This window comes from Burkholderia sp. YIM B11467, from assembly GCF_052952715.1.
This window is the reverse complement of sequence record NZ_JBQVSQ010000001.1, coordinates 1,096,116-1,114,729: the sequence shown is the minus strand read 5'-3', so window position 1 is coordinate 1,114,729 and position 18,614 is coordinate 1,096,116. Positions and strand designations below refer to the sequence as shown.

At 62.1% G+C, this 18,614-nt stretch carries 28 protein-coding genes; 14 read left to right on the top strand and 14 right to left on the bottom strand.

The window, feature by feature from the left end:
• Nucleotides 1-132: 132 nt before the first annotated feature.
• Nucleotides 133-501, top strand: coding sequence for a 2OG-Fe dioxygenase family protein (locus tag ACTRWB_RS05055; protein ID WP_446901156.1), 369 nt, complete (start codon nucleotides 133-135; stop codon nucleotides 499-501).
• Between the two features lie 47 nt (nucleotides 502-548).
• Complete coding sequence (locus tag ACTRWB_RS05050) at nucleotides 549-1,742, top strand: MFS transporter (RefSeq protein ID WP_446901155.1); 1,194 nt, start codon at nucleotides 549-551, stop codon at nucleotides 1,740-1,742.
• Between the two features lie 103 nt (nucleotides 1,743-1,845).
• Here ACTRWB_RS05050 and ACTRWB_RS05045 read toward each other — a convergent pair whose 3' ends face one another.
• A complete protein-coding gene (locus ACTRWB_RS05045) occupies nucleotides 1,846-2,469 on the bottom strand; it encodes a trimeric intracellular cation channel family protein (protein ID WP_446901154.1) in 624 nt (207 codons plus the stop codon).
• A gap of 514 nt (nucleotides 2,470-2,983) precedes the next feature.
• Here ACTRWB_RS05045 and ACTRWB_RS05040 point away from each other — a divergent pair.
• The 7 genes from ACTRWB_RS05040 (at nucleotide 2,984) to ACTRWB_RS05010 (ending at nucleotide 7,569) form a co-directional block, all read left to right on the top strand.
• Nucleotides 2,984-3,136 carry a hypothetical protein gene (locus ACTRWB_RS05040; RefSeq protein ID WP_343491096.1) on the top strand — a complete coding sequence of 51 codons (153 nt, stop codon included), beginning with the start codon at nucleotides 2,984-2,986 and terminating at the stop codon, nucleotides 3,134-3,136.
• Between the two features lie 532 nt (nucleotides 3,137-3,668).
• A complete protein-coding gene (locus ACTRWB_RS05035) occupies nucleotides 3,669-3,854 on the top strand; it encodes a hypothetical protein (protein WP_446901153.1) in 186 nt (61 codons plus the stop codon).
• Entirely contained in the window at nucleotides 3,855-4,121 is a 267-nt protein-coding gene (locus ACTRWB_RS05030) for a DUF1488 domain-containing protein (RefSeq protein ID WP_446901152.1), read from the top strand.
• Between the two features lie 247 nt (nucleotides 4,122-4,368).
• The gene (locus tag ACTRWB_RS05025; RefSeq protein WP_446901151.1) at nucleotides 4,369-5,967 is read left to right on the top strand and encodes a SagB/ThcOx family dehydrogenase; all 1,599 of its coding nucleotides are present in this window, start codon (nucleotides 4,369-4,371) and stop codon (nucleotides 5,965-5,967) included.
• Between the two features lie 117 nt (nucleotides 5,968-6,084).
• Complete coding sequence (locus ACTRWB_RS05020) at nucleotides 6,085-6,333, top strand: hypothetical protein (RefSeq protein ID WP_446901150.1); 249 nt, start codon at nucleotides 6,085-6,087, stop codon at nucleotides 6,331-6,333.
• Between the two features lie 65 nt (nucleotides 6,334-6,398).
• Nucleotides 6,399-7,118 carry a Crp/Fnr family transcriptional regulator gene (locus tag ACTRWB_RS05015; protein WP_129516183.1) on the top strand — a complete coding sequence of 240 codons (720 nt, stop codon included), beginning with the start codon at nucleotides 6,399-6,401 and terminating at the stop codon, nucleotides 7,116-7,118.
• A gap of 247 nt (nucleotides 7,119-7,365) precedes the next feature.
• Nucleotides 7,366-7,569: a hypothetical protein gene (locus ACTRWB_RS05010; protein ID WP_129516184.1), complete on the top strand. Its 204-nt coding sequence runs from the start codon at nucleotides 7,366-7,368 to the stop codon at nucleotides 7,567-7,569.
• 195 nt (nucleotides 7,570-7,764) lie between these two features.
• On the opposite strand, the gene ACTRWB_RS05005 is transcribed toward ACTRWB_RS05010, so the two are convergent.
• Nucleotides 7,765-8,187 (bottom strand): type II toxin-antitoxin system HicB family antitoxin, encoded by a 423-nt coding sequence (locus ACTRWB_RS05005; protein ID WP_446901149.1) that lies wholly within the window; start codon nucleotides 8,185-8,187, stop codon nucleotides 7,765-7,767.
• A gap of 381 nt (nucleotides 8,188-8,568) precedes the next feature.
• Between ACTRWB_RS05005 and ACTRWB_RS05000 the strand changes: the two genes are divergently transcribed.
• A complete protein-coding gene (locus ACTRWB_RS05000) occupies nucleotides 8,569-9,441 on the top strand; it encodes a slipin family protein (RefSeq protein WP_446901148.1) in 873 nt (290 codons plus the stop codon).
• Nucleotides 9,442-9,502: 61 nt separating this feature from the next.
• On the opposite strand, the gene ACTRWB_RS04995 is transcribed toward ACTRWB_RS05000, so the two are convergent.
• From ACTRWB_RS04995 to ACTRWB_RS04955, 9 genes are all read right to left on the bottom strand, one after another.
• Nucleotides 9,503-9,844 carry a hypothetical protein gene (locus ACTRWB_RS04995; RefSeq protein ID WP_446901147.1) on the bottom strand — a complete coding sequence of 114 codons (342 nt, stop codon included), beginning with the start codon at nucleotides 9,842-9,844 and terminating at the stop codon, nucleotides 9,503-9,505.
• Nucleotides 9,845-9,891: 47 nt separating this feature from the next.
• Nucleotides 9,892-10,098, bottom strand: coding sequence for a hypothetical protein (locus ACTRWB_RS04990; protein ID WP_446901146.1), 207 nt, complete (start codon nucleotides 10,096-10,098; stop codon nucleotides 9,892-9,894).
• Between the two features lie 9 nt (nucleotides 10,099-10,107).
• Nucleotides 10,108-10,320, bottom strand: a complete 213-nt coding sequence (gene rpsU, locus ACTRWB_RS04985) for a 30S ribosomal protein S21 (protein WP_129516188.1) — start codon at nucleotides 10,318-10,320, stop codon at nucleotides 10,108-10,110.
• Nucleotides 10,321-10,353: 33 nt separating this feature from the next.
• Entirely contained in the window at nucleotides 10,354-10,563 is a 210-nt protein-coding gene (locus ACTRWB_RS04980; protein ID WP_446901145.1) for a hypothetical protein, read from the bottom strand.
• Between the two features lie 47 nt (nucleotides 10,564-10,610).
• The gene (locus ACTRWB_RS04975) at nucleotides 10,611-10,895 is read right to left on the bottom strand and encodes a hypothetical protein (RefSeq protein ID WP_129517352.1); all 285 of its coding nucleotides are present in this window, start codon (nucleotides 10,893-10,895) and stop codon (nucleotides 10,611-10,613) included.
• 336 nt (nucleotides 10,896-11,231) lie between these two features.
• Nucleotides 11,232-11,498 carry a translation initiation factor IF-1 gene (gene infA / locus ACTRWB_RS04970; protein WP_129516190.1) on the bottom strand — a complete coding sequence of 89 codons (267 nt, stop codon included), beginning with the start codon at nucleotides 11,496-11,498 and terminating at the stop codon, nucleotides 11,232-11,234.
• 135 nt (nucleotides 11,499-11,633) lie between these two features.
• Nucleotides 11,634-11,786: a hypothetical protein gene (locus ACTRWB_RS04965; RefSeq protein WP_446901144.1), complete on the bottom strand. Its 153-nt coding sequence runs from the start codon at nucleotides 11,784-11,786 to the stop codon at nucleotides 11,634-11,636.
• A 251-nt stretch (nucleotides 11,787-12,037) separates the two neighbouring features.
• A complete protein-coding gene (locus ACTRWB_RS04960; RefSeq protein WP_129516191.1) occupies nucleotides 12,038-12,241 on the bottom strand; it encodes a cold-shock protein in 204 nt (67 codons plus the stop codon).
• A gap of 341 nt (nucleotides 12,242-12,582) precedes the next feature.
• Nucleotides 12,583-12,867, bottom strand: coding sequence for a hypothetical protein (locus ACTRWB_RS04955; protein ID WP_129516192.1), 285 nt, complete (start codon nucleotides 12,865-12,867; stop codon nucleotides 12,583-12,585).
• A gap of 758 nt (nucleotides 12,868-13,625) precedes the next feature.
• On the opposite strand from ACTRWB_RS04955, the gene ACTRWB_RS04950 reads away from it, so the two are divergent.
• The 4 genes from ACTRWB_RS04950 to ACTRWB_RS04935 all read left to right on the top strand — a co-directional run bounded on the left by ACTRWB_RS04950 (nucleotide 13,626) and on the right by ACTRWB_RS04935 (nucleotide 15,802).
• Nucleotides 13,626-13,841 (top strand): hypothetical protein, encoded by a 216-nt coding sequence (locus tag ACTRWB_RS04950; protein WP_129516193.1) that lies wholly within the window; start codon nucleotides 13,626-13,628, stop codon nucleotides 13,839-13,841.
• Nucleotides 13,842-14,054: 213 nt separating this feature from the next.
• Entirely contained in the window at nucleotides 14,055-14,327 is a 273-nt protein-coding gene (locus ACTRWB_RS04945) for a metal/formaldehyde-sensitive transcriptional repressor (RefSeq protein ID WP_072438025.1), read from the top strand.
• Nucleotides 14,328-14,339: 12 nt separating this feature from the next.
• A complete protein-coding gene (dmeF, locus tag ACTRWB_RS04940) occupies nucleotides 14,340-15,614 on the top strand; it encodes a CDF family Co(II)/Ni(II) efflux transporter DmeF (protein WP_446901143.1) in 1,275 nt (424 codons plus the stop codon).
• A 2-nt stretch (nucleotides 15,615-15,616) separates the two neighbouring features.
• On the top strand, nucleotides 15,617-15,802 hold the full coding sequence (locus ACTRWB_RS04935) for a DUF1289 domain-containing protein (RefSeq protein ID WP_193101906.1): 186 nt from the start codon (nucleotides 15,617-15,619) through the stop codon (nucleotides 15,800-15,802).
• 44 nt (nucleotides 15,803-15,846) lie between these two features.
• On the opposite strand, the gene ACTRWB_RS04930 is transcribed toward ACTRWB_RS04935, so the two are convergent.
• The 3 genes from ACTRWB_RS04930 to ACTRWB_RS04920 are packed head-to-tail and all read right to left on the bottom strand — an operon-like array spanning nucleotide 15,847 to nucleotide 18,316.
• A complete protein-coding gene (locus ACTRWB_RS04930) occupies nucleotides 15,847-16,581 on the bottom strand; it encodes a polysaccharide deacetylase family protein (RefSeq protein ID WP_446901142.1) in 735 nt (244 codons plus the stop codon).
• Between the two features lie 23 nt (nucleotides 16,582-16,604).
• A complete protein-coding gene (locus ACTRWB_RS04925; RefSeq protein ID WP_240674470.1) occupies nucleotides 16,605-17,171 on the bottom strand; it encodes a hypothetical protein in 567 nt (188 codons plus the stop codon).
• The gene (locus ACTRWB_RS04920; protein ID WP_446901141.1) at nucleotides 17,171-18,316 is read right to left on the bottom strand and encodes a glycosyltransferase; all 1,146 of its coding nucleotides are present in this window, start codon (nucleotides 18,314-18,316) and stop codon (nucleotides 17,171-17,173) included. Before ACTRWB_RS04920 ends, ACTRWB_RS04925 begins: the two co-directional genes overlap by 1 nt.
• Between the last annotated feature and the right edge of the window lie 298 nt (nucleotides 18,317-18,614).

The window sequence follows — 18,614 nt, the reverse complement described above, 5'->3', positions numbered from 1 at the left end:
TGGGATGGAGATCAGTTTAGCGACGGTTGACGGTACAGTACCGGTACAGTTGGTTTGACGATTGCCGGTACGGGGAGGGGGCGGGAGGGGAAGGGGTGGGTTCTCGGAAAGGATGTCTGCGGTGTCAATACCGTGAGGCGGGAAGTGCTCTCCCGGTGCGACACGGAAACCATGCCGTGTGGTGCGCTATTGCTGGACGACCGGCTCATTGCCGAACATGGCGCCGTCGGCCCGACCACTTCCTGGATTCACCAGAACCGGCTTGACTGGGTCTTCGTGCATTTCATCGACAGTGGCAATATCCGGCCGGTGGTGTCGGAGATCCACGCGTCGAAAGGCTCGACCGTACCGTTGCTCGCGCAACCATTGACGAATTTCCTCGATACCGTGATCGTGAACGACGCCGTGCTCTATCACAGCGCCAACGCCGTTCAGCAGGCGAATCAGGACGAACTCACGTTCCGGGACATGCTGCTGATTTCCTTTTCTTCAGCGAGATGACTTTCATGAAATCCGAGCTGGTTCTAGAAAAACGCGCTTCATCCTCGTTGACGCAGTTGTACGCCTGGCTGTCGTTCAAGACGATCTCCGATATCAGTTCGACGATGATCAGCATCGTGCTGGCGACGTACGCGCTGGAGGTCACGGGATCCGCCGCGCTGCTGGGCCTGACGATGGCATCGCGCCTGCTCGGCGCGGTCGCTGGAGGCGCGGCGGTGCCGCGTCTGCGCAGGTTTTCCCGCCGCACGCTGATCTTCTCGGCCGAAGCCGGCAGCGCACTGGCGATCGGCGTGCTGGCCGTGTCGCCGCGTGACGCCGACTCGGTGCTCATCTATTTCGTGCCGTTCTTTATCGGCTTGTTCCAGGGCATGTACCGGGTGTCGATCATGTCCGAGGTACCGGAAATGGTCGGGCAGGAAGGGCGGCATCGCTTCAACGCGATCCTGAGCGCGACCGACGGCGTGTCGGTGGTCGGCGGCAGTCTGATCGCCTCGGTCGTCACGCAATATCTGGCTTACAAGAGCGTGTTCCTGATCGATTCGATCACGTTCGCGATTTCCGCCATCGCGTTTCTGCTGCTGGTGAGCAACATGCCGCGCCAGCAACACGCGGCGGAGGCGACGCAGGCTTCCGCCGCCGGGGCGGCGTCGGGCGCGGCGCGCTATCTGTCGGCTGTCGTGATGCTGGTGATCGGCGCGCGCTTCGTCGAGGCGTTCGGCTCGGGTACGCACAACGTCGGTTTTCCGATCAGGTCGCAGTTGTTCGACGCGAATCATCCCGCGTTTCTGTATGGCTGGCTGATGGCGGTGTGGGGCGTCGGCCGGCTCGTTTCCGCAGCGGTGACGCCGCGTTTGCTGGAGCGCCTCGAACTGCGTCGCCAGCCGCTCGAGCCGTACTTCATCGGGTTGCTGATCGTGACTTTCGCGTGTTTCCTCGGCGTGTTCGAAGTGCAGACGATGGTCGGCATGTTGGGCTTCGTCCTGTTGGCCGGTATTTTCGACGCGGCCACGGAGACGGTCTACTACTCGTTGCTGCAATCGACGCCCACGGCGTCACGTGATCGCGTGATCGGTGTGTCGTACGTCGCGGAACGCGCGGGGCTCGGGCTGGGAATGCTGGCGGTCGGGTTCGTGTTTTCGCGGCTGGGAACGGATGTCACAGCATTGCTGTTCTACTGCGGATCCATCGCACTGGCCGGCCTGGCATTCCTGGGCGTCAAAAGACGCCTGGCGCGGGGGTGAGCGGGTCGGCCGACAGACTGATTCCGTGCATCATGCTCCGACGGGAATCGTCCGGAGCATGATGTACGGTTTGTCGTTGGCTCTCGCTCGCGATACGTCGTCTTTATCCGAGCTGCGCGCGCGGCAGATGCCAGCCATAACGTACGGCGGTGAGCCGCAGCGCAAAGCAGGCGATGCCCGCACCCATTGCCGCAACGACAGGCGGCAATCCTGCCCGGCGACCAGCGACGACGAGCGCTCCGCCGACGAACGCCGCGCTCGCGTATATGTCGCTGACCAGAACCATCGGCACACGCGCGAGCAAAAGGTCGCGCACGACACCACCGCCGACGCCCGTCACGGTGCCCATCAGCGCCGCGATGAATGGACCGATTCCGTATTCGACCGCTTTCTGCGCGCCGGCGACCGCAAACAACGCGAGCCCGGCCGCGTCGAGCGCGATAAGAATGTGGTCGGGAATGCCGAGGATTTGCGCGTGAAACACGAAGGTGACGAGCCCCATCGTGAACGCCAGCGCGGGATAGCGCCAGTCACGGATCGCACTCGGCGGCGCGGCACCGATCAACAGGTCGCGGACGACGCCGCCACCGAGCGCGACGGTGAACGCGATGACCATCACGCCGAGCAGATCGAGGCCGCCGCGCATTGCGGCGACCGCGCCTTCGATAGCGAACACCGCTGTGCCAGCCAGATCGGCTGCGAGAACGAGCTTCGTCGTAGTTTTCATCGAGCGCAGAAGAGGAGAACCCGCGCAAGCGCGCGGACGTTGTAGCGCCACCGGTTTCCGAGTCAGGCCGTTGGCGAGGCACGCTGATGGCTACGAGGCGTTCCCCGATGCCGAACCGGGTCCCGGAATATCGGTGGTGGTCAAACGAATCGTACGTGAATCGAATCCGGAACTCGACGCGACTGAGCCCCTTGAACTGCAGGTTGAGCCGATCGTGATTGTACGTGTGGCATGCGCGGGCTTCGCAAGGCGAGACGGGGTGGGCTACGTAGTGAGCCACGATGAGGCGCCTGCCGACGGGAAGTCAGCAGAAGCCGACCCAATGCAGGCCCTTTTTGTCCGGCGTACTTGGAAATCGACCGGAACCGAAGCAACGCTGGCGGCCTCCACTCGACCGCCCGGCCAGCGAACCGCTGATCGATTTCCTGAGGGCCAGAAGCCAGCCCGGACACTGGTTTCCGTGAGTGCATCACCTACAATGTAAAGATGGTCGCGACCTGGTAAGGAGGCTGCCATGACTCAGTCAATGATTAGCTTTGTGGTTGGCCTGGCGGTCGTATTGGCCATCGCGGTGATGCTGGCGGCACGTTACCTGCGCGACCACAAGGGCGAAGGGATGGCTCAGTGGCTCGATGCACATCACATGGGGTGGATGCACAGGCATTGATGGCGCGATCGACGAAGCGGTTCCGATCCCGCGCTGCAGAGCAGTAACGACAGTTGCGCGCCGCGTCGAAGCCGTCGCCGCGCGTACTGCGCTTCATCGGGTCGTGTGGCCGTGAAATACGTCGGCCGGCGGCAGGTATGTCCGGGTTGATGGCACGCATGTGGCGCAAGAGGGATCGCGCCGCTCGTGTCGTTGATGCGAGATAGCGCTTGCGTGGCCGTGATATAGGGCGCATTCTCATGAGGTTCGAGGTGCGCGACCGGTCGTTTTGTTTCGACTCCTTACGCTTCCCCCCAGTCCGCACGGCTGCGCAGAAAGCGCATCCCAACGATCCCGCGCGCGAACGTCGAAGCTGCGAATTTCGCGCGTCAACCCGGCCTCGTCATGAGGCTCGATCCGGTAGTTCAGTGCGCAACAGAGGCCGTCGGCGGCAAGGCCGCGGGTAAGTCGTCCGTGCGCCCTGCAGGGCGGACGACGAAATTCGGTCGCCGCGACGGTCCTGACATTTGAAATTCACTTTTCGGGAACCGGCATGCCCAAGCAAACCGAACGGAAGTCAGCCACGCCCGTCAGGCACAACGATTATGTTGACGCACAAAAGTCTCGTGCGTTGGCCCTGAAGCGCGCGGACCTCGAACGTGCCGAGAAGCGGCGCGAAAATGACGCGCGCATCGACGTCAACGCGAGCAAGTGGCGTTATATCTGCCAGGAGGGTTAGATGGGGAAAAGCGACGCGACACTCAACTTTCCTAATCCCAGTCGCACCTACGACATGTCCAGACACTGCGTGTGCTTCTGGGGTTACGACAATTCTCGCGAGATTACGTTTCTGGTCGACGATACGATGCTGGCGAAGCTGAATTCCGACCTGGATTCCAGCGAGCCCGCGGTGCTGGCGGCGTTCGATCGCAACCGCGACCGGATCCTGGGACTCGCCAGAGAGCTTTACAAGGGCGGTGCCCAGAACAGGTACATGATCTCGTGAGAGCGGCCACCGTTTGCGCACGCAACCGACATGCGCCTTCCTGCTGACCTGCATTATTCGAAGGTAGTTGTCTGCTGCTGTCTGGACTGCTGATCGTTCGGCCTGAATGCCTTCGAAGACATCTGAAGGGCGGTTGACGTGCCGGAAACGCGCACCGGATCCACGGCGTGATGACGGCCGTGCTGCAACGTCGAGCCATCCGGTTTTGCACAGTCGCGTGTGCGGGTACTCCGGGGCTGAGGCGGACATGGATCAGTCAAAGCACGCACTGCTTGAGTATCACGAACGCAGCAAGCATCGTCTCGACTGCTACGCTCCTGGCCCCGGGAGGCTCGACTGGGCCACCCAGCCGGACCCGTTCCGGGTGTTTCGCGGCGCACCGCGCGTGGATCTGCCGTTAGCCGCGGACACCCTGGCCACGCGCTACAACGCGTTACGTTGCGGCAACCTGCCGCCCGCGCGCGGATTCGATCTATCCAGCCTGGCAATCCTGTTCGAACTCTCACTCGGCTTGTCAGGGTGGAAATCCTATGGCGCCCAGCGGTGGGCACTGCGCTGCAACCCTTCGAGCGGAAATCTGCATCCGACCGAGGGTTATCTTTTGTGTCCGGCTCTGCCCGGCTTGTCCGCGGGCGTCTACCACTACCTGAGCCGGGATCATGCACTTGAACATCGCGCCGCGGTGGACGAGCCGCAATGGACCGAGGCGTTTTCGGAAAGTGGTGTCCTGGTCGGCATAAGCTCGATCCACTGGCGCGAAGCGTGGAAATATGGCGTGCGCGCCTGGCGCTACTGCCAACAGGATTGCGGCCATGTCATCGCTGCGATGAGTTACGCCGCAGCAGCGCTCGGCTGGCAGACGCGATTGCTGGAGGCGGCCGCGGATGATGCAGTGGCTGGCTTGCTTGGAGTAGGCCGCCGCGAAGATTTCATGGAAGCCGAACCGGAGGCGCCGGATCTTTTGCTCTGGATCGGTAACCCCGAGACGCGACCCGATCTCGACAGCATGCGGCTCGCTTTGGACAGCGCACGGTGGCACGGACGCGCCAATCAGCTGAGTTCGGGACATGTGTCGTGGCCGGACATCGATTCGATTCATCGCGTCACACACAAGCCCCGTACTCACGAACCACCGTCGCAGAATCCGGAGCAGTGTCCAGCGCCGGCGACGCCAGCCCTCGATCTCAGCTTTGCACGAATCGCCCGACAGCGTCGCAGCGCCGTGAATTTCGATGGCACGACGCGCATCGGCGACGCGGCTTTTTTCGGCATGCTGACGTGCCTGCTGACACATCCCGGCACGCCGCCGTGGGATGCGCTGATGTCTCCTGTCGCCGTGCATGCGGCGCTATTGGTGCACCGCGTCGACGGTCTGGAGCCTGGCCTCTATATGCTCGTCAGAACCCCGGGCGCACTGCCGGATCTCAAGCGATCCCTGCGTCCGGAATGGTTGTGGCAAAAAACCGGGCCGGACCATCTGCCGCTCTATCTTCTGCTTCCTTATGATTTGCGCACGGCGGCAAGGTTGATTTGCTGCCACCAGGATATCGGCGCCGATTCCTGCTTTGCGGTCGGGATGATCGCGAGATTCGAAATCGCGTTGAAGCAACCATGGCGTTATCGCCATCTGTTCTGGGAATGCGGGATGCTTGGCCAAGCGCTCTACCTCGAAGCAGAAGCCGCCGGCGTGCGCGCGACGGGGATCGGCTGCTTTTTCGATGATGAAATGCACGCATTGCTCGGCGCGAAGGATCATGTCTGGCAATCCCTGTATCACTTCACCGTCGGTGGCGCGGTGGACGATCCACGTCTGTCGTCATTTCCGCCGTACGAGATTCAGCCTTGACGCAAAAGCCCGTGCGTTGATGCTGGCGCGGGGGTATCCGCAGGGTCGTCCGTGCCGGCTTCCCGGTGACCTGTCCGGATTCGACCGCATCCGTTCGATTTCAACCAGAGTGCTAGGATGATTGAACACACGCAGAACGTCATCATGGACGATTTCACATTCAGTACCAAAACACACTTCGCACGCATTCGTGTGATGGAATCCGCGCGTGGTTTGTACCGAGGTTATGTGTATCTGCGCCGCACCGATGAGGGGCCGAATGAGGATCCCCCATACCAGACCGAATCCGATCGGGAGCAGTACGATCTCGCGCTCGAAGACGCCACGATCCTCGCGCAACGTCTGCTTCGCGAGTTCGCGTCCTGAGCCGATGACGCTTCTTGGCGTCGAGTCGACTTCGGTGGAGGCCGCAACCACTGCAGGAGTGACCTATGTCGGGGCAGCCCTCTCCGATTGAAAACCATCTGCTCGCCGCTTTATCGGCAGAAGATCTGACGCATATTTCTCCGCAGCTCGTGTTGGTCGACATGCCGTTGGGAAAGGTGCTGTACGAGTCGGGTGGTGCGCTCAGTCACGTCTATTTCCCGACGACAGCCATCGTCTCCCTGTTGTACGTGATGGAGGACGGATCGTCAGCCGAGATTGCCATCGTCGGCAACGACGGCGTGATCGGCATCGCGCTGTTCATGGGGGGCGAAACAACCCCGAGCCGTGCGATCGTGCAAAGCGCGGGGCACGCGTACCGGCTCGATGCACGCATCCTGAAAGGCGAGTTCCGTCGAGGCGGTGCGATGCAGCGGCTGTTGCTGCGCTACACCCAGGCGCTCATCACGCAGATGGCGCAAACAGCCGTATGCAATCGACATCACTCGATCGATCAGCAACTCTGTCGATGGCTTCTGCTCAGCCTCGATCGCCTGCCATCGAGCGAACTGAAAATGACGCAGGAGTTGATTGCGAACATGCTCGGTGTCCGACGATCGGGCGTGACGGAAGCTGCGCTGAAACTTCAGGATGCCGGGTTGATCCGCTACAACTATGGGCACATCGAGGTACTGGATCGCACCGGGCTCGAAAAGCGTGTGTGTGAATGCTACAGCGTGGTCAGGCGAGAGTTCGACCGCCTGCTCCCGGATTTGAAACACCTGTAGAGCCGGCGCCGAGGTCAGGCGCCTGTCCATGTTACCCGGTCCGTACGGCAGCGTACCGACTGACGACGCCCGCGGGCGCATGGTGGTGCATGACGCACAGACTGCAGATCGGCCGCAGGCTTCATGGAGATGAGTACGCCGTGATCGAAGGGGCCGTTGCGATCCGTATCGCTTGCGCGGTTTTATCCCGACTCGGGCGGCGCAAGCCAATCCATGACGAAACGCGGTTTCTTGACGGAGCCTGTTGATGAACGATCACCCGAAACGAGAGAAGAATTCGCAGGACGGACAACAAGAACAGGCGGAGGCACGCGCAACCGACGATGGTATGCCCGTTGTCCATCCGGAGCAGCGAAGAGGCCACCCCCTTACGTGGAAAGCCGTCACAGCCAGGAAACGTATTTCCGATGCAAGGAAACGTCTGGGCATGGGTTTTCTGTCGAACCAGTAACGTACACGTAGCAAAACTCCGCGATCTCATACAGAACGTGGAGCCGCCCCAGCAAGGCGGAACTCGAAGCCGGCAAAACGCCGGCTTTTTACTTTGGCACGTCGCTCGTTACGTCGAGCGGCACCTGCAAGGCGCTTCCGCATCGGTGAAGCGATGCAAGCCGGGCAGATGAATCCGCCGAGTCGCGTTCGTTAACTAAGCCAAGACCAGTTCGTGGCACGAGGACTGCGATGCGTGTACGCCTATTCCGTTCGTACACTCGGCCACCAACGTTTCGCGGCTTATGTGGCGCGCTTTCGCCACGGCATCGATTTTTTCTACGAGCGCCTTGGGGAGGCATAACAAGACCAGCACCGAACACGACGTCGGCCGGGCAATATCGATGAACCTCCAGATGCCCTCGCCGTCGTCGATACACGACGCCTGCAATGCCGCCATGTCCGTTGTCGGGCTGGGGATGAGGCGCGCGCATTGGTCATACAGCGCATCGACCCGATCGTTTGCCGCGTTTGCCAACTCGCTGTACGAGTCGCCCTCCACGTGCACGCCAGGAAAATCCGGCAGCCATCCGCGATAGCCTGAGCCTTCCTGCCGGGTGATGAAAACGGGGTATTCCACGATCAGCTCCGGGATGCCTGTGTGACATCGATCATTGTTTGTCCCGGGGCCGCGCGTGTCGGTACGCTAGAGAACGATCTGCCGGAATTCGCTCTGATGCAGGCAGGGTCCGCATCCCGGCGTGCTCGAATTCGGCGCGAAGAGCGCGAGAGCGCCTCCCGTCGGGATTCGATACCGCCGGTTTTGCACGTCACCCACAACCGCGGCTGCTCCGTCGCCCCGTCGGGGTACGTCACCGTACAGATTTGCATCGCAATCCGGCGCACGTTCAGGACGAGCGCCCCAACCGCTGATGCCAGGGCGCCAGAGGGCAACCGGGCGAATCGGTGTCGTGCTTCGTAACGCTTGCCGGAAGTCGGCATCACCGAATGGAGCGCCACCATGAACCCCGTCACACTATTTCTTTCCGCCGCCTTTTTGTTTGCCGCGCTGGCCGTCGGCGCGTTGGTCAATCCGTATCTAGCGTTACCCCTCTTCGTCGTCGCGGTTCTGATTGCACTCTCCGTGAAAGTGGCGAATGTCTGGGAGAAGTTTGTGATCCTGCGCGTCGGGAAACTGCAGAGCGTCAAGGGTGCCGGTTTTTTTATGATCATCCCGATACTGGACAACGTTGTCGCAGTGATCGACGAGCGTATTCAAACGACTGCGTTCAACGCACAGGAGGCGCTGACCAGGGATACCGTGCCGGTCAACGTCGACGCCATCATTTTCTGGCACGTACACGACGCTCAGAAAGCGGCGCTCGCCATCACTGATTACCGGCAGGCCATCGATCGCGTCGCGCAAACCTCGCTGCGGGAGATGATCGGTTCATCGATGCTGGCCACACTGCTTTCCGATCGAAAAGCGGCCGATGCACACCTGGCAGAGGAGATCGGCAGAAAAACCGCGGATTGGGGTATCACGGTGCGGTCCGTCGAAACCCGCGACGTAGCGATCCCCGTCGCGCTGCAGGATTCGATGTCACGGCAGGCGCAAGCGGAACGCGAGAAGCAGGCGCGCGTGATACTCGGTTCCGCAGAGGCCGAGGTCGCGGCGAAATTCGTCGAAGCGTCGAGAGTCTATGAAAATCACCCGGCCGCACTGCAATTGCGGGCAATGAACATCATCTATGAAACGACGAAGGAGCGCGGGGCCACGATCCTGATTCCGAGCTCGATGGTGGACAGCCTGAACCCGGTTCTGGCGTTGGTCATGGCCGGACATGACGTGACGGAGTCGACAGCGCCGCCGACGCTGAAGACAGCGGCATAGCCACGCAGACGGCGTGTATGGCTCGCGGCATTCGATGCGAATCGTGCGAGCGCCGCCTTGATCAGACCTGCTCGCGAAGGTAGCGGACGCACTTCCTCCGCAGACTCAGCCGATCCGCGAGCGCGTCTCGTGAAGGAAGCGTCGGGTCTTTTGCCACATCAGGGAGCGGTTCCGGGAATGCAGCGTCGTCGACCGGGCGGACTGACTTCGCTATCTGAAGGGACGCATGGCCTATCCAGACACGATCGCGCCACTCACATTTGGCGCGATGGACGATAAGCCATGCTTGCAGCGATTCGACGAGCTGAAACGGCGACAGCCACTCGCGCGTCTTCCTTTCGGTGGCGAGTTGCAGGACAACGAGAAAACAAAGCAAATCTACGTACTTGGTCGGGACGCGCATAGTCCATCTTCTGGTTGTCGATGCTCGCGAGTGTGCCGGCGTGGGCATCATCCCTGAATGCTGAGCGCCTTCTCGATCGCGGCAATCAGTTTGAACGCATCGTCCCGCCCGATCAGAAAACCGCGGCTGGTGTACTCACATCCGAAGGCGTAGAAGCTCGGCAACAGTGTCACCATGTCTTTCTGATGATCGAAATCGACTTCGCATTTCGTCAGCGGGAAAAACGGCGGCGCTTCGCCCGGCATGTTGTACACGATGCGCTCCTAGTACATTTTGCGAGGCGGCAACATGCGCTTCGCGCGCAGGCGTTGCCGGGCAACGGCGCTGGCCTTCTTCCGCTTGCGTTCCGTCGTGGGTTTCTCATAGCCGGTGCGACTGCGCAGCTCCCGGATCAGCCCGGTTTTCTCGATGCTGCGCCGGAATCGCCGCAGTGCGACGTCGATCGGTTCGTTGACCTTGAGTGTGACTGTTGTCATGTAGATCCTGTTTGGGAGCGTTGGAACGGAAAATTAGCCGAGTCGTGTCATGACGGCACTCGCGATCTCGTCGGACTCGAACTCCGAATATCCGGCGCCGATCGAAAGCGCGCGTACCGCCGCGAACATCTGCAATTCTTGTTGATGGCACTGCGCCGAGTCGGCCGTTCCGGCGGGCAAGTCGGCGTCGGTCCAGGTGACCTCGCGCCGCGTGACCAGACCGAGTAGTTCGTCGATGATCATTTCGTCCTCCAGAATGCCGACACATTGCGCTGCGTTGACGAGTCGCGTCAGAGCCCGTTGGAAAAGAAGCCCTGTTTGTCGCGGTTGTCGTCGATGATGTTCTCTGCATAGAGCAGCGAAGCACGACGTGCGTCACCGGCGTTGTCGAACGGTGAGTTGTCGCGCAATCTGAAAGTCTGGCTCTGCGTCAGCGTGTCGGTGGTGCCGCGAAGGCAAATCTTGACTGCCGCGTCGAAACCGGCGTCGTAGTTATGCGGACTGCCGTTCGGTGCCTGTGTGTGAGGGTAGATCAGTGGATAAATCTCGAATCCACGGTAGACGTGCATGCTCATGGCAAACTCCTGGCGTTCGGCCACGGCGAATTGCATGGGCGAACACATCCGGCCCGAATCGCCGTTGCAGGGCGTGCCGGTGGGGTGAAAGGAACAACGTTGCAGCGCGGAGGCGGGGCGATGCAGCAAGAGGGTAGATGGAGGGCGAGCGCTCGGAGGGCTGGTGATCACTCGGATTAACCCATCATACGCGCATCGCTTGTTGGACGCCCGACTTATTCCGGATTGCGCGCCACAACGCACACGGCTGCGGCCCACGGACACACGGTATCGGGTTGTGTCGGGTTGGGCGGCGGCACCGTCGCTTTGCTCTGCGCGACGATGCCCGCGATCCAGCTAGCGTCGCACGAATCGCCTTGCCGGCGAAGCGGTCGATACGTGCTCGTCCTTGTGCCGGAAATTGATGCGGCCCTTGGTGAGATCGTAGACCGACAACTCCAGCCTTACCCGGTCGCCCGCGAGGATTCTGATACGGTGGCGGCGCATGCGCCCAGAGGCGTACGCGGCAACGATCGCACCGTTTTCCAGTGTCACGCGGAACCTGCTGTCCGGCAGGACTTCGTCGACGACGCCGTCCAGTTCCAATAGCGCTTCTTTTGCCAAGCCAGTTCTCCCATCAAGGCGATTGCCTGCATTCGGAGGCAAGGCCGTTGTGACTACCGGACCATGCTGGCTTCGGCGTATTGCACGACAGCGGTGGCTGTCTGTTCGAAACGCAGTGGTTGGCTCGATTCGCTATTACGGAGCAAGCGGGCGCTTTTTCGGGCGCGATTTCGTGACGGTGGGAGCTTTGGGCGGCACCCAGTTCAATGCCGTGCCGAACTTCGGCAGCGTCACGGCAGGCTTGGCGCGCGGCGGAACCTTGTTACTGCGAGATGGACTGCTGGTCATGCGGGTTCTCCTGCTGCGCCGCTTGCGCGATCGGATGAGCGGAGCCCGTTCGATCACGCACGCGCGGCTGGACACGCGCGCTGCGAGGGGTAATGGAGCATCTGCCTGCGCGCAGGTTCGGCGCCTCGATGCGATACGGATGGCCCGGTCGGGCCTGCATCGAGGCGTGTAGCGTCCGCAATAGCGATGCACATGTTCAGGAAGCGGCAGTTACATGCCGCTCCATGAACAGGGCTGACGGCTTTGGGCGCTTAAACGGGGGTGATGTTCGACGCCTGCAGGCCCTTGGGGCCGCTCTTCGTTTCGTAGCTGACCTTCTGGCCTTCGGCGAGGGTCTTGAAGCCATCACCGCGAATCTCGGAGAAGTGCGCGAACAGATCGTCGCCACCAGCGTCCGGCGTGATGAAGCCGAAGCCCTTGCTGTCGTTGAACCACTTGACGGTACCGGTATCCATGTTAGATCTCCTGAAAATGGACGTGCATATGCGCCACGAATGGACGCGGGGGAAAAATAATCAAGGAGGGAGAGGACAACGAATACCGCAGGCCGCGGTCAATGATGGGCAGCAATCGCGCTTCTTGAATACTTCAGCGACCGACAGTACGCCTCGTCAAGAGGTGTGTCAAGCGCTTTCGGCCGAGGGGCAGAACAAGCGATCGTCGTTCGGTCGTCGCCGATCGCGGATCTGATTGAACCGCGCCGTGTTGGGTGGAGCTTCAGCGTTCGAGAGGATGAGGCCACGCTTGCGAAGGTCGACTGAAATCCGCTGACCTTCATGCTGGCCCCGCGGCAACGTCACAGCGTCGTCAGCAAACGCAACTGATGCTCGGTCTCGGTTCCGGTGATCAACGCAAAGGACCAGGTTTCCCGACGCTCGGTCACGGAAAGGCCTTCGGCGTCGGAGAAGATGTTCCATGCGACGTCATCGACATGGGCGAACTTTCCGCGCGCTCGCGCGAACGCGCGCAGCAGCGGGCTCGCTTCGCGGCGGAGCACCAGCCGGTCTGCATTCAACACATAAGGTGGCCAGCCGTCACGAAGGACGAGGTAGTGGGGAATGGAACTGCGGTCGATGTTCATGGGTGGCGCTGTCTGTTCCCGGGGGACTTACGTTAGCCGGTCCAACTCGTGTCATTGCAGTTCCTCGGGCAGCGCGTTCGACGTGAATGCGGAAGACCGTCGGTGACGTGCTTCTCGTTCATGCGTCGACGCTGCCCGATTCGCACGACGTCGCGCGAATCCACCTGTTGATATCCCCGGCTGGCACGAGCCGGGAAATGTCGAGGAAGGCTGGCTCCACTATACGCGCAGCCGCCGTGATTCGGGCCGCGCCGTCGTGCGACGGCATGCTTTGGCGGCGGGTGCTCGCAGGAAATTTCGCTATGCAAATTTATGGATCGGCGTACCATCGAATCGTTGGATGACCGCTGACCGGTTCCAACGCATCGCTCGGCGTGCACCTCTTGATGCGACCGGGCCTTTCATCGTGTCTGGTGAAAGGCGACTGATCGCGCGGGCACCCGCGAATAGTGTTCGACACTCCTCTCTTGTCCCACCGTCTTGGGAGCGGTTCCGCCGATAGGCCGGAGCAACGGGCTTCCATCTCTACCCAGGGGCAGCATTTCGCTCGCGGGTCCATCCGTGACCATCGCTGCGAAGTCGATGCCGACGCTTTCCCGAGATTCGTATCGCCTTGTGCGCCGTCGCGCCAGGGCGGGGTGGCGAGGGCTGAATCCAGTCAGGAAGCCGGCCACGTGATGGCACGTCTTCAAGTCCGACACGTTCTTATGCTGCTCCCGCGACAGCCCGGTTCGCGGCAACCAAACGGGGAGGAGAACATGCTCTTCAATTCGACACGATTCCGAATCGATCCGACACCACGCAGGGCTGATGGAGAGTTCATCGCACATGTGAGGATCACCACGACCCTTCTGGATGGAGGAGAACGAGAAGTCCACGCCAGCGGCGATCTGGCCGGCTTCGATGCGCGTGATGACGCGGTGGCATACGCGAAACAGTGGGCGGAAGGATGGCTGACCGCCCAATTTGGTTGAAGACGAGGGGCACTTCGTCCGACGTGTTCGCCACCGGGATCGAACCGCCATGCGCAAGCAGCGTGGCGCTGCGTCATGAGCACGTGCAGCGGCGGTCGAGCACCGGTGGTTCGCCATTCAAGCCCTACCTTTCATCTCGCTGAACATACCCCTACCCCCTATATGGATGATCCTTTCCCGATATACTCCCCCCGGGTATAGGAAAGGATCGCCATGAGCCACACCGTCAAGGAAAAGCAGAAGCTGCTGAACCGTGTCCGCCGAATCAAGGGGCAGGTCGAAGCCATCGAACGCGCGCTGGAAGAAGAGCGCGGTTGCAACGAAATTCTCCAGCTCATCACGAGCGGCCGCGGCGCGATGAACGGCCTGCTCGCGGTCGTGCTCGAGGATCACATCCGCAGCCATCTCGTCGATGCCGAAGGGCACGAGGACGAGGGCAGCGCGACCGAGCAGCTGATCGAAGTCGTTCACAGCTACTTCAAATAATCGGGGATAGGGATGAGCGACTTCAGAAACGACGCCTTCGGCGCAGGGCACGACCACATCTTTCTCGGTGCCGCACACGAACAGAACGAGCGCAGGACCTGGATGGTCATCGGGCTGTGCGCGGCAATGATGGTGGCCGAGATCGTCGGCGGATCGATTTTCGGCTCGCTGGCGCTGATCGCGGACGGGCTGCACATGTCGACGCACGCGGGCGCGATGCTGATCGCCGCGCTCGCGTACACCTACGCGCGCCGGCATGCGAGCGACCCGCGATTCGTGTTCGGCACGGGCAAGCTCGGCGACCTGGCAGGCTTCACGAGCGCCATTGTGCTCGCGATGATCGCGCTGCTGATCGGCTATGAAGCGGTCACGCGTTTGCTCGCGCCCGTTCCGATCCATTTCGGCGAGGCGATTCCGATTGCGGTTGCCGGCCTGCTCGTCAACATCGCGAGCGTCTGGTTGCTGAGCGGCGACCATCACGGGCACAGTCACGGGCATCACCACGGGCACGGGCATGACGATCATGACCATGGTCATGAGGAGGAGGTGCACAAGGTCTTCGATCAAAGCGGTGCGTTCGCCGTATCGATCTTCGAAGACGGCGTGCCGCCGGTGTTCCGGATCGCGCCGGCGCTTGCCGGTGCGACGCTCGGCGACGTCACGACGGCATCGATCACGACGATTCGCCCGGACGGCACGCGGCAGGCGTTCGCGCTGAGCATGCGCGGCGCGTGCCTGGAGTCGGTCGAGAACATTCCCGAGCCGCACGAATTCAAGGCCATTGTCCGGTTGAACGGGCGCGAGCACGAGCTGGCGTTCGAGGAGCACGACCATGGCGTGTCCGCGGCGGCGGCGCGCGATCACAACATCCGCTCTACTTACATCCACGTAATTGCCGATGCAGCGGTCTCCGTGCTGACGATCGTCGGGCTGCTGCTCGCACGCGCGTTCGGCTGGCTCTGGATGGACCCGCTGGCCGGCATCATCGGTGCGCTCGTGATCGCGAACTGGTCATACGGATTGATGCGCGACACCGGCGGGATCCTGCTCGACATGCGTTCGGATCGCCGGCTGACGGACAACGTGCGCAACGCAATCGAAGGCAGTGGCGACACGATCAACGACCTGCACGTCTGGCGTCTCGGGCCGGGCCACATGAGCGCGGTCGTGTCGGTAACGACGGACAACCCGAAACGGGATTCGCGCTTCTATCACGGCCTGCTTCAGCGTTTCAAGGATCTGTCGCACGTGACCGTCGAAGTCGTGCCGACGGCGCGGGGGCAATAAGCATGGCGGTCAAATCGCCTTGCATCGACGTATGCTCGTTCGACGGCAGGACGGGCTACTGTGTGGCGTGCCTGCGCACGCGGGACGAAGCGCGTGGGTGGAAGAAGATGACGGATCATCGCCGTCATCAGGTCGTGAACGACCGGGCCCGCCGGCAGGCGAAACTGGCTCGGGAAACGTCGGACTGATCGATCACGCACGCGCCGCGATCCCGGCGGCGCCATTCCCGACCCTACCCGCGCCCCCGAACCTGCCACCGCGCACATTTGAACAACAACCGCAGCGCACCGACACCGCCCGCCACCGGAATCCGTGGCAGCAGAAACGGATCGTTGGACGCATCGGCGCAACCGCGCCGGGTCGTCGTCGCATTGCCGTAGCCGGCGGCGACGACCTGGTCGCGGACGCGCGCGTCCTGATTGCCGTACGGATAGCAGAACGATTCGACGCGCTGGCCGCTCAACACCTCGAGCTGCCGCTTCGATTCGGTCAGCTGAAAGTCCGACACGTAGGTCGGCACGTGCGGCAGCGCGATGTGATCGAGCGTATGCGAGCCGATTTCATGACCGTGATCGCGCCACGCGAGCATGTCGTCGCACGTCATGAGCGGCGAGCGCGCGGTATCGGCGCCCGCATCCCAATCGTTCTCGCCGCCGAACCGGCCGGCGACGAAGTAGCAGGTCGCGGTGAACCCGAGTTCGTCCAGCACGGGCATCGCATGCGTGAGCACGTTGACGAAACCGTCGTCGAACGAAATGCCGAACACTTTCCCGCTGCGCTCGCCGCGAAGATACGGCTGCAGTTCGCGCACGCTCACGCCGCGGTAGCCGAGCCGCCGGAACAGCGTCATCTGGCGGCGGAACGCGTCGGGCGCGACGCTCAGGCCGCGCAGCCGATCGGACACCGGCGGAAGCGGGCGTATCTGGTGATACATCAGGATCGGATAGCGGGTGGCGGACAGCAGCATCGGCGGATCGCGAAAGCGGAGGATTACGCGTCCTTGCGGAAAATCCGCAGGGTCTTGAAGTCGCCGACCTCGACGAAATCGGCATGTGCGGCCCATCGCGCGATGATCGGCTCGGCCTTCCGGTAGGCGGACGAGCCCTTGTAGAACAGCAGGTGCCCGTCGCGAGCGGTATGAGCCGCGAACAGGTCGAGCACCTCCTCGTCGGTCATCGCGCCGTAACGGCTGTTCGCCTCGTCGCGGAACTCGCACAGATGGAACAGCGTAACGACGTCGAACGACGGCAGCAGGTACGAGTTGCTCGTATAGATGTCGCCGAAATACGCGAGATAGGTCTTGCTGATCTCCGGTTGCCGCGTGACGAGCTCGACATACGACTTGTATTCCTTCGGCGAGGCCGTCACGCCGAAGACGGTGTTGTTCAGGTGCGGGCGCGCGCATTCGACCCCGACATGGTGATGGCCGCCGGTGCCGAAGTGATAGATGCGGATGCCCTTGAGGCGAACGGATTCCAGCCATTCGATGAAATGCACGTCGCACGGACATTCCTGTGTCCGCAGGTCCCAATACTTCTTCCAGATATTCATCGGCATTACAGGGATCTCAAGGGTGTCCCCCAACGATAGGGGTTGTGTCGAATCGATTTCTGATACACGGACAAGGTCGCATCGACGAATTTGTCGAACGAGAATTCGCGCTTGCCTTTCAACTGCGCGCTGCGCCCCATCGCGCGGACGCAGCCGGGCTCGCGCACGATCGCGCGCAGGATCTCTTCGATCGCTCTGGGCTCGCGCGGCGGGACGACCCATCCGTCCACGCCCGGTTCGACGTTCTCGGGCAGCCCGCCCACGCGCGTCACGATCGCGGGGCAGCCCAGCGACATCGCTTCGCGGCACGCGTACGACAGGCTCTCGTGGTACGACAGGACGAACGACACGTCGATGATCGAGAACGGCGCCCTGACGTCGTCGAGCCGTCCGGTGAACGCGGTGCGCGACGCCATCCCGTGCCGCGCGATCTGCTCGCGCTGCTCGCCGGACGGCTCCGCGCCGACCAGCAGCACGCGAAACCGCTCGCGCTCGCGTTCGGGCAGGCGGCCCAGCGCCGCGATCAGGTCCATCCAGCCTTTTTCCGGCGCGGTGCCGGCGCTGCTGCCCAGCACGATCGCGTCCGCGCCGGACGATCCGAACAGCGCGATCTTGCGGCGGCGGATCTCGTCGCCCGCGAGTCGCTCCGCGGCCGTTCGGCGCACGCCGTGCTTGACGACCGTGACTTCGCCGTACGGCGACCGGAGCGCGAGCATGCTCGCCACATAGTCGCTGACCGCGATGGTGTGGTCGGTCGCAAGCCGTGCGCGCAGCAGGTTGCCGAAGCTGTCGGCGCGATACGTGTTGTGCTTGGTCAGCACGACCGCGGGCCGGTACCGGCACCCGAGCAGGGCCAGCATCACCTGGCGGTGATCGGCGGACCCGTTGACGTGAATGATGTCGAAGCGCTCGGAGACGATCAGCTGGCGCAGCCGGACAAGCTCCTGGCACAGCCGGTTCCAGCGCGGCTTGAATTCCATGTCGAAGATGGTCACGTCGGGGCTGTCCTTCAACAGCCGCGACAGGCGGCTTCCCTGCGGCGACGCGACGGTCACGCGGTGATGCCGGCTCATCGCGGCGGCGAGATCGCGGACGTAAGTATCCTGACCGCCGCCGTAGTCGCCATGGAAGTTGGTGTACAGAATGTTCATCACGATGCCGATCCTTCCCGTTCATTCATTGCGAGGACTGCTGATGAAGCGAACGACTCGCGTTGTCCGGAGCAATGACTCGACCGCGGTTCCGCGTTTCCGACGCGCGATTGCGCAATGACGTTGGGCATTGCGGCAATCGAAATATTTCGAAATATTACATACCGGTTACGCGCGGGTGTGTCGAGGTGTGAGCATCTTTGTGAGGTTGTGTCGCGATCGTCTTTCTATGTCGTCGCCGGTTGCCGGTTGCCGGTCGCCGTCGGCGGGCACGGGCGGCCCGTCGGTCGAGATCGCG